General features: G+C 63.7%; 9 protein-coding genes. 4 read left to right on the top strand and 5 right to left on the bottom strand.

Annotated features, from left to right (window positions below; translation table 11 throughout):
• Nucleotides 1-179: 179 nt before the first annotated feature.
• From ABEL04_RS14145 to ABEL04_RS14130, 4 genes are all read right to left on the bottom strand, one after another.
• Entirely contained in the window at nt 180-935 is a 756-nt protein-coding gene (locus tag ABEL04_RS14145) for an exonuclease domain-containing protein (protein ID WP_375803044.1), read from the bottom strand.
• A 312-nt stretch (nt 936-1,247) separates the two neighbouring features.
• Nucleotides 1,248-1,850 (bottom strand): hypothetical protein, encoded by a 603-nt coding sequence (locus ABEL04_RS14140; RefSeq protein WP_375803043.1) that lies wholly within the window; start codon nt 1,848-1,850, stop codon nt 1,248-1,250.
• 20 nt (nt 1,851-1,870) lie between these two features.
• A complete protein-coding gene (locus ABEL04_RS14135; protein ID WP_375803042.1) occupies nt 1,871-2,713 on the bottom strand; it encodes a ParA family protein in 843 nt (280 codons plus the stop codon).
• Between the two features lie 269 nt (nt 2,714-2,982).
• Complete coding sequence (locus tag ABEL04_RS14130) at nt 2,983-3,996, bottom strand: endonuclease/exonuclease/phosphatase family protein (RefSeq protein WP_375803041.1); 1,014 nt, start codon at nt 3,994-3,996, stop codon at nt 2,983-2,985.
• A 666-nt stretch (nt 3,997-4,662) separates the two neighbouring features.
• On the opposite strand from ABEL04_RS14130, the gene folK reads away from it, so the two are divergent.
• From folK to ABEL04_RS14115, 3 genes are all read left to right on the top strand, one after another.
• Entirely contained in the window at nt 4,663-5,304 is a 642-nt protein-coding gene (gene folK, locus ABEL04_RS14125) for a 2-amino-4-hydroxy-6-hydroxymethyldihydropteridine diphosphokinase (protein WP_375803040.1), read from the top strand.
• A 63-nt stretch (nt 5,305-5,367) separates the two neighbouring features.
• Entirely contained in the window at nt 5,368-6,036 is a 669-nt protein-coding gene (locus ABEL04_RS14120) for a deoxynucleoside kinase (RefSeq protein WP_375803039.1), read from the top strand.
• 48 nt (nt 6,037-6,084) lie between these two features.
• A complete protein-coding gene (locus ABEL04_RS14115; RefSeq protein ID WP_375803038.1) occupies nt 6,085-6,357 on the top strand; it encodes a hypothetical protein in 273 nt (90 codons plus the stop codon).
• On the opposite strand, the gene ABEL04_RS14110 is transcribed toward ABEL04_RS14115, so the two are convergent.
• Nucleotides 6,354-7,040, bottom strand: coding sequence for an energy transducer TonB (locus ABEL04_RS14110; protein WP_375803037.1), 687 nt, complete (start codon nt 7,038-7,040; stop codon nt 6,354-6,356). The genes ABEL04_RS14115 and ABEL04_RS14110 overlap by 4 nt on opposite strands.
• A 379-nt stretch (nt 7,041-7,419) precedes the next feature.
• Between ABEL04_RS14110 and ABEL04_RS14105 the strand changes: the two genes are divergently transcribed.
• On the top strand, nt 7,420-7,603 hold a 184-nt coding region (locus tag ABEL04_RS14105; RefSeq protein ID WP_375803036.1), incomplete at its 3' end, for a carbamoyl-phosphate synthase domain-containing protein.

The raw sequence follows: 7,603 nt of genomic DNA, 5'->3' as shown, positions 1-7,603 counted from the left end.
GGCCGGGATACGGCCTTGCTGAGAGGCAAGGAACCGCATCCCGGTCCTATCCTACGGGGTGCTGCTTCCGTTCCTCCGACGCTGCGAGGTGCCTCGCTGGGTCCCCTCCCCACCCGGAAGCGAGAGGGGCCAAGTTCTGTACAGGGGGCGCCTTTCGAGTCGCACAGACGGATGGAGGGCTAGGAGTCCCCCAGCGCGTCGTCAATGTGGGGGCGGAGCTCGTCGATCGTCCGGTACATCCAGTCGAAGTAGTCCGGGTGGTTGGAGCGGAGCTCGCGCAGGGTCTTTCCGTTGTGCTTGCCGAAGCAGACGACGACCCTGTTGCCGTCGCGCTTCAGCTTGCGCCCATCGTCCAGATAGTCGCCCCGAATCAGGTCGGCAAGATCCGCGGGCGTGCCGTCGAGGTCGTGCTCGGCGAGCTGCCGCTGAAGAATGGTCCCAGTGGCCTCCGCGTCGCGAAGTGCGTCGTGGGCGTCGTCGAGCGACTGGCTCGTGTAGCGTTCGTAGAGGGCAGAGAGGGTGCGCGGCCGCAGCGCCTGTTCGAGCCGATACGGGTCAAGCACGACGCGGTCCCGCGGGCCCGGGAGGGAGCGGTTGATCCGATCGAACTCGGCCCTGAGCAGCGGCAGATCGTAGGCGATGGCGTTGTACCCGGCCAGGTCGGCGTCCTCAATGAGTGGCGCAATCTGACCGGCGCGCTGATCGAACGGCGGAGCGTGCCGGACCGCCTCCGTAGTGAGCCCGGTGAGCTGCGTCACAGACTCGGGGACCTCGCACTCAGGATCGACGAGCAGGTCGAGGGTGTCCGCGAGTCTCGCCCCGTCGGACACCGGTACGAACCGCTGCATTCCGACCTGGATGATGCGGGCGTCCTGGGGGTCTGCCTGGGTGGCTTCAAGGTCGAGAAAAACGAGAGGCCGTTCGAGATGAAGCATGCGCAGGGCGGGACGATGGCCGTTGCCGAAAGGGTACTGTCTCGATACACGTGGAGGAGCAGAAGATCAAGCCCGGAACGCGATTTGGGAAGTTCGGAGGCGCGGCGGGCTCGAGACTCGTCGAAGGGTTAGCCTGCCCCCAACTCGTTTCGGAACTGGGGAGGCGTCCCCTCCGCGGCGCTTACGTTCGGCGGAGCAGGCCCTCACCGCCCAGACGAGATTGTGGGATCAGGGACACGGCCATTCAATAGGAACGAGATCGAGCCGAGAAGATGCCGATGCAGCCGCGCACGCCCGGACATCCCGTCCCCATCATCCTTGGAGGATGGAATCTAGCCACAGGACGAGCGTGCAGTCCTCTCCGTGCGTGTGGAGGTCCGTGAGGATCTGGCGGAGCGCCACGTCGAGAAGAAGGCTCTTGGAAAATCCGCTCCCGTAGCGAGTGTCGAGGACCGACACCGCCTCCTCCACCCTCTTGTTCAGACCGGCCCGCACGTAGCCGAGAACCTCAGGTTGAAGATCCGGGTTCGGCTCTGGAAGCCCCGAGGGATCCCCCATTGACATCGAGAGCTTCCGGTGGAGGGGCATCTTAGAGACCTCAGTCCCCTGGTCCTCCGACGCGTCCGCTGGGGGCGAGTCTCCAGCGGGGTCGGAAGAGGAATGAAGGGACGACGACGCGTCGTCCGCAGAATTCATGTACTCCGGGCGTGCCTCCTTAGACGGGCCCGCCGGAGGAGGCTCCGCCGATGAGTCCACTGGCGAGGATCTATCAGGCGAATCGTGCGAGGTCGAGGGCGACGGGGTCTCGTTGGCCGAAGAGGAGTCCGAGCAGTAGAACGTCTCCTCATCTATGGTCTTCATCCAGGCCGGAATGTCGTCCCTGCCCTCGTTCTCAGCTGCGCTTGGTGTGCTCATGGTGTATCCCAGACGTGTGGTCAACGAGCGGTCGCCGCTGTGCGGGAGCGTTCCACCACCTCATCGGCGAGGTCGAGATAAAAGGACGCCGCGTCGGAGGCGCCCTCGTATTCCATAATGTTTTCGCCGCGGGTGGCCACCTCATTGATCTTCGAGCGCCACGGAATGAAGGTCTCGAAGAGAATGTCGGTGTAGATCTCCTCGAACTTCTCCCGCATCTCGTTCACCATGTTGGACCGTAGGTCGAGGTTGTTCAGCAGGAGGCCGAGAATCTGGAGGCCGTCGTTGTGGACCTTCCGGATTTGCTTGATGGTGTCCTGGAGTTGCATGACGCCCCGCATGCTGAACCGGTCCGTGTGAATCGGCACGATGATGCCGTCGGCCCCTGCGAGTGCAGTGGCGACGCTCCGCCCGAGCGACGGAGGACAGTCGACGAGACAGAAATCGTAGCTCGCATCGGAGTTCGAGTTTGTCCGGACCTGTGAGGTCCGGAGTTCCTGGACGCGACAGCGAAACTGCTGGGGAAACACCGGACTTCGTCCAACCACAGAATCGAAGCTCGCTGCGGCCATGCGCGAATCAGAGGGCACGAACGGAACCCCGACGGACTCAGACGATCGAGAAATCTTGGAGAGGGGCCATCGGTCGGACTCCTTGCCGTCCCAGGACGCGAGCGCGTCGAAAATCGTTGCGTCGTCCTCTTCCGCCTCACGGCCCATGAGCCAGTCGGTGGCATTCATCTGAGGGTCGTAATCGATGACCAGCGGGTCGTGGCCGGCCTCGTCTAGAGCGGCGGCCAGATTGACGGTCGTAACGGTTTTCCCGACCCCACCCTTCTGGTTGATCACTGCGATGATGTGCATAGGGACGCGGAAGTCCACGAAAGAAAAGAATGGGCCTAGAACTGGTTGCTCTTCCTAGCAAATAACGTGCCGGGGCGCAATGAAGAAGCAGGACCATGACCGAACGCTCGGGGCGAGGCATTTTTTCCATTCCCGATGGGTGCATTCGTACCCCGCTGTGTCCCCAGGTTCGGAAAATAGTGGGAGCAAATGGGCCGTGTAGCAGGGGCTATGGAGTGCCGAATCCCAGCAGCATCCCCGAGAGCCGACAAGGCATCCTCTGAGCGACATCAGTTCTGGGCCGGGAGGCGGAAAGTGGCCGCAACCGGCAAGTGATCGCTCGTGGCGGCCATCGTAGAATCCGGGAGAGGACGCGCGACGCGGGCGGAGCCTTCAACGAGGCGATCGGCCAGTGGGTCGTTGAAGAGCAGGTAGTCCAGCTGTCGAGCGGGATCGTCGGAGGGATACGTCGGGGAGGGGGTGCCAGCCAGAGGGTCAGTGAAACGCACGCGCCGCCGGACTGCGTCGGACTGGATCGAGTCGGGGGCCGGACGGCCCGGAGAGTTAAGTAGGAGCCGGAGTTCCGGACTGTTCGCCGTCGCGTTCAGGTCGCCCGCGATGAGAACGGGGAGGTTGGGCCGGTCTTCGATCCGACGGGTGAGCCGGGCGTGCAAGAATCGAATCTGCCCGATGCGCCAGTTCCGGTCGCGGGCGCTCCGCCCCGCCTTGAGGTGAGCGCCCACGACCGTCCACATCGCGTCGGGGCCGACGCGCACGTCAGCCGCCCAGAGCCGGTGATTCGTGAGCGACTGTGCGTCGAGAGCCCCCGTGTCGGTGTACGTATCCGCGATTGGGGTCGTCACGTCGGCGTAGTTGCGCACCACCCCCAGCGGATAGCGGCTCACCAGCACAACGTTCATGTACCAGGATGGACTCTCCACAGAGGTGAAAAAGCGGTATCCGAGGTCGCCAAGGTGGTCCTCAACGAGCGTTTGGAGAAAGGCCTCGCTCTCTGCTTCCTGAAGCACCACCAGGCCGGCGTCAAGCTGACGCAGGGCCCGGACGGCCCGCTGCACTCGGCCCTCCATGCTGGGAGGAGGGTCGTTTTCGCGCCCAGCGTCGATATAGGGATTGTCCTGCTGGTCGACAAAGTGCTCCAGATTCCAGGTTGCCACCCGGAGGGTGTCCCGGCCGGGAAACGAGTAGTCGGGCGGAAGGGCCATGCCGGCATCCGGCTCGGGGGGAGACGGGGAGCAGGCGGCAACGAGAGCTGCAAGGGGCAGGAGCAGGAGAGCAGAGCGCATGGACAGCATGGGTCATGAGGCAGTGGGAGGGCCTTCGCGCGCCCGGACCGAGGCTCTGGGGAGGGGGGCAATCCCGGACCAAAGAACGGGAAAGAGCGTGCGAGAGGACACTACAGTTCAAGGTGAGCCAAGAAAGAACAGGTTCAGATGTTCAACAACTGGAACCAGTAAGATGGGTCTACGCCCTACACGGGGAAGCGCACGTGGAACAGGCCACGTGCGTGAGAAATCTGCCGTAGGAATGGGGAGACCGGGACAGTGGTAGTCCCTGAGCCGCCCCTCGTGGCGTAATGTCCAGCAAGGTGATGGCAACGCAACTTCCTCGGTGCCATCGAGAACCGTGGTCTCCGCCCCAGGGCCACTGCATGAGGAGAAAAGGAAGCGCTGTGAGAAAACATGCCCCCTCACTGAGCGAATCGCCACTGTTACCAGACAGAATCGGGGCACGTTCTTGGCAGGGACTCACGACGAAAGGTTGCAGCAGGGACCGAAACTCAGGTACAAAGCACCGCCGAAATAGGCCCCGAACGAGGACTTTCGTGGGCAGACACGGAACGGAGGGGGGACTCCCTGAGGTTTCTGTGGGGAGCGGAGCACGGCCAAAGCCGTACGCTCCGTTCGGGACGAGGGAGGGCGGAAACAGCCTCGGACGGCTGAAGGTAGTCCATGCGCGCTGCCCCTTTATTTTCGCAGACGGACAAGACGGACCGTAGTGCAAATTTTGAAATAACGACGATTAACCCTGTGGGTCCCCCTGATTCTCCCTCGGCATCGACGGCGTTCCTCTCGCTTGGGTCGAACCAAGGCCGTCGCCACGCCCACTTGCAGGCGGCCGTCACGGGACTCGTGGAGCGAAGGGGCGCGGCGGTAACGGCGGTGTCTCCGGTGTACGAGTCTGAAGCCCATACGCTCCGCCCCGATGCCCAGAATCCTCCCTTCCTGAACGCGGTCGTTCAGGTTTCGACGACGCGCTCTCCCGAGGCGTTGCTTCGGCTCGCGCACGACCTGGAGCGGGCCGAGGGCCGCCGCCGAGAGGCCCAGCGCTGGGCCCCGCGCTCCCTCGACGTGGACCTGCTCGCCTACGACGAGGTCGTGCGCGACGAAGAGCCCCTGACACTGCCCCACCCACGCCTCGCTGACCGACGATTCGTGCTGCGTCCCTGGGCCGACATCGCGCCAAACTTCGTGGTTCCGGCGCCGTTTCAGGAGCCGGTACAGGTGCTGTTGGAGCGATGTGCGGACACAGCTGAGATCTGCTCGACCGACCTAGAACTCAATCCTTCTGCGGCCACGGCCCCAGACTCCTGAGCCGTCTCTCCGCTACGGTGTTTCACCCGAGGCGTCTCCTCTCCCGCGCGAGTCTCGTTTCTCATGCCCCCGTCCTCAATGACGCCGCCGGAGGATCTTAACTACGTAGCCGTCGAAGGGGCCATCGGGGCCGGGACCACGACCCTCACCCAGCTCCTTAGCGACCATTTTGGGGCCGAGTCGGTACTTGAGCGCTTCGAGGAAAACCCCTTCCTCGAGCGCTTCTACGAAGATCGCGACCGGTGGGCCTTCCAGACGCAACTAGCATTTCTCGCCAGCCGATTTCGCCAGCAGAAAGAACTGTCCGAGCGCGATCTCTTCCACGACCTCGTAGTGAGCGATTACACGTTCGACAAAGACCGCATCTTTGCCCGGCAGACCCTAGCGGGCGATGAGCTCCAGCTCTACGAGTCGCTCTTCCGCCTCATGGAGCCCACGGTCCCCACCCCCGATCTCGTGGTGTACCTGCGGTCCTCCCCCGAACGGCTTCTCGAAAACATTGCCGAGCGAGACCGTCCGTACGAGCGGGACATGGATCCTGACTACATCGCGGCTCTTCACGACGCCTACAATCGGTACTTCTACCAGTACGACCGTACTCCGCTCCTCGTCGTGAACGTGGCGACAATCGACTTCGTAGAAAACCAAGCAGACTTTCGGGCCCTCGCGCGGCACATTGTCGCGCCCTCCGACGAGCGGGTCCGTCACGTGCAGCCGCATGCATCGTCGTAGCGGGCTGCCTGTCGATTGATACAGAAGACACGCCTCCCAGCGCCCTTCATGGAATACCTCGTCGCCGCCGTCATTCTGTACTTCATCTTCTGGACGGTCGGCAACCTCGTGACGCTCCTGAGCGGGGCCGAAGAGGGCTCGGCGCCCGGACAACAGGGACGCCGTGGCTCGTCCGCGCCACACGGCTGGGAGGGGCCGTCGCCGCGACAGCAAACGGGGGCCGCACGCGGTGACCCAACATTCTGGGGGGAGGACATCGAGGAGGCGACCTGGCACGACATCGACGGCCCCGTGAGGAGCGAGCAGGAGGCCTCCCGCTAGTTCTGGGAGGCCCCGAATTCGAACGTGATCGTTGTCTGGCTCGCTACAGGGGCGCCGTCCTCCTGGGCGGGCCGGAAGCGCGACCGGCGGGCAGCGACGAGCGCTGCCTTCTCCAGGCCGTACTTGAGATGAGAAACTGGCCGAGCGTCCCCACTGGACGAGAGCCGCCACCGCTTCAGGATCGTAGCCCCCTCCACGCGACCGGTCTTGGATACCTGGACCGCGACCCGGACCCGGGCCTGAACGCTATTTTCCTGGGCCGCCGACGGGTATTCCGGCTGAACGGCCCGGAAAAGGCGAGGACTCGTGTCGGGCTGCTGTCCTGTTGGTGGAGCCTTGGTGCTGCCGTCCTGCAATCGCCGGTCGTCTCCGGGATTCGCGACGGAAATGCTCGACGTCCCAAACTCGATCTCTTCCTCGATGGGAGCGTCGTTGGGTACCACCACCGGTGGGACGGGTGCGGGCGGAGGGGGCGTGAGTTCCTGGGTCTGTGTCGTTGGCTGGATGTCCTTGACCCGGATCCGATCGGGGCCCGCGTCGCGGAACGGACCCTCTGTCGACGGAGAATCCGGGATGGGCCACCACTGCACCACGGCGATGCCCAGGCAGAGCACCGCCGCAAGCGACGTCAGAAACCGACGCCGGTAGCGGTCGTCGGAGCGGGATGCACGCGAGCGCCTCACAATCCTGAATCTTTCTAAAACTGCCCGGCACTCTCTTCTAAAATTCGGTCCGAACGTCTGTTTCTACGCGAGATCTCTGGGTGCCGGGCCTGCTGGGCAGCCGTCTCGTGTTGGTCCCGGAAAACGCCCCGTCGAGGACAAAGAAGCGGTTGTGGAACGATCCGCCGGTTTGTACTTTCACCCGGACGGAAAAATTCCAAGGTCCTTAAGTGAATGCTCGTGCTTCCGGACATGTCTCCTGGGCCGATCCCTCCGGCTTCGAATCGGGGCCCCTCGAGGGCACTCGTTGCGCTGCTTTTCGTCCTCCCCTCCGTCCTCGGTGGGGAGGTTTTTTTGTAGCGCTTCCAACGATTCCTCTGCATCCAGTATCCACGATCCCATGACGTACGTTCCCCCCGCCTCCTCCGATTCAACTCGCGACCCTGCCAAGCTGGCCCTGGCGGATGGCACGGTCGTCGAGGGTGTGGCCCTCGGCGACCGAGGCCTGACCGGCGGGGAGCTGTGCTTCAACACCAGCATGACGGGCTACCAGGAGATCATGACCGACCCGTCCTACTACGGCC

Origin of the sequence: Salinibacter sp. (assembly GCF_042218895.1) — a bacterium.
Lineage (GTDB): Bacteria > Bacteroidota > Rhodothermia > Rhodothermales > Salinibacteraceae > Salinibacter.
The sequence above is the reverse complement of the archived record's forward strand: the minus strand, read 5'-3'. Positions and strand labels throughout refer to the sequence as shown.